Consider the following 1,371-nt stretch of genomic DNA (forward strand, 5'->3'; position numbering starts at 1 on the left):
GAGACTGTAAAATAGTTTGTGTAAGGATGAATGATTCCTTAAATTTATTTCTTTAAACATTAGAAAAAGGAGTTCCTTTCTCGTATGATTGGTTTGAACAAAAAACACATACAGAAAGAAGAACTCCTTCATGAATGATTTTACCAAAGATTTTGCTCAAGCTCTATTCAATCCAGACAAAATAAATGATTTATTGCGCAAAGAGCTACAACAGGCTGTTAATAACTTGTTAGAAGCTGAATTGACTGCATTTCTGGGCTATGATCCCTATGCCAGAAATGGCTGGAATACTGGCAACTCTAGAAATGGTGCTTATTTCCGCAAAGTTGATACGCAATTTGGCTCAATTGAAGTGCAAGTGCCTCGGGATCGCAACGGTCAATTTCATCAGCACACGCTGCCTGACTACAAGCAGCACTCGGATATCTTGGAAAGCATGATTATCAAGCTTTACTCCAAGGGCGTGACCACCAGGGAAATAGCCGATCTAATTGAAAAGATGTATGGCAGCCATTACAGTCCAGCTCAGGTATCAAATATTTCCAAGCAGATGATTCCAAAGGTTGAGGCTTACCACAAACGCAAGCTAAGCGACAAGTTTTTCTGCGTCTATTTGGATGCGACATACCTTCCTTTGCGCCGAAAAACATTTGAGCGTGAAGCAGTCTATATTGCCATTGGCATCAAGCCTAATGGGCACAAGGAGGTCATTGACTACTGCATTGCGCCTAGCGAGAACATTGAAGTCTGGACAGATATGCTTCAAAACATGAAATCCCGAGGCTTAAAGCAAGTTGAGCTTTTTCTTTCTGATGGTGTTGTTGGCATGAAAACAGCCTTGGCCAGGACTTATCCTAAAGCTCATTTTCAACGCTGTTTGGTTCATGTCATGCGCAATATCTGCGCTAAAGTACGCGTCGACGATCGTGAAAAGATCATGAACGAATTCAAACAGGTGCATCAACAGACAAACAAAGAAGAAGCCACAGCTGTCCTGCATGACTTCTATACCAAATGGGGCAAGGTTTACAGCCATGTTATCAGAAGCTTGAAAGACATAGAACCAGATCTGCTGGTCTTTTATAACTATCCCAAGCAGATCAGAGCTTCAATTTATTCGACTAACATGATTGAATCATTTAACAATGTGATCAAGCGCAAAGCTAAGCCTAAGGCAGAGTTTCCAACTGAACAGTCGCTTGATGCTTTTATTGGTATTCAGGCAATGAGCTACAATGACCGTTATTTCAATCGAATTCATAAAGGCTTTGGTCAGGTTCAGGACACCTTAGAATCCTACTTTGATTAAATAAATAATTAAAAAATCAATTTACGAGAAAGATCTATTTACACAAAAGATTTGACAGTTTC

The 1,371-nt window shown here is 40.0% G+C and carries 1 protein-coding gene; it reads left to right on the forward strand.

The annotated features are described in order from the left end of the window. The first annotated feature begins 130 nt into the window (after positions 1-130). Positions 131-1,309 carry an IS256 family transposase gene (locus WS44_RS09285; protein WP_046434097.1) on the forward strand — a complete coding sequence of 393 codons (1,179 nt, stop codon included), beginning with the start codon at positions 131-133 and terminating at the stop codon, positions 1,307-1,309. Positions 1,310-1,371: the final 62 nt, after the last annotated feature.

The organism is Lactobacillus sp. N54.MGS-719 (assembly GCF_000980505.1).
Lineage (GTDB): Bacteria > Bacillota > Bacilli > Lactobacillales > Lactobacillaceae > Lactobacillus > Lactobacillus amylovorus.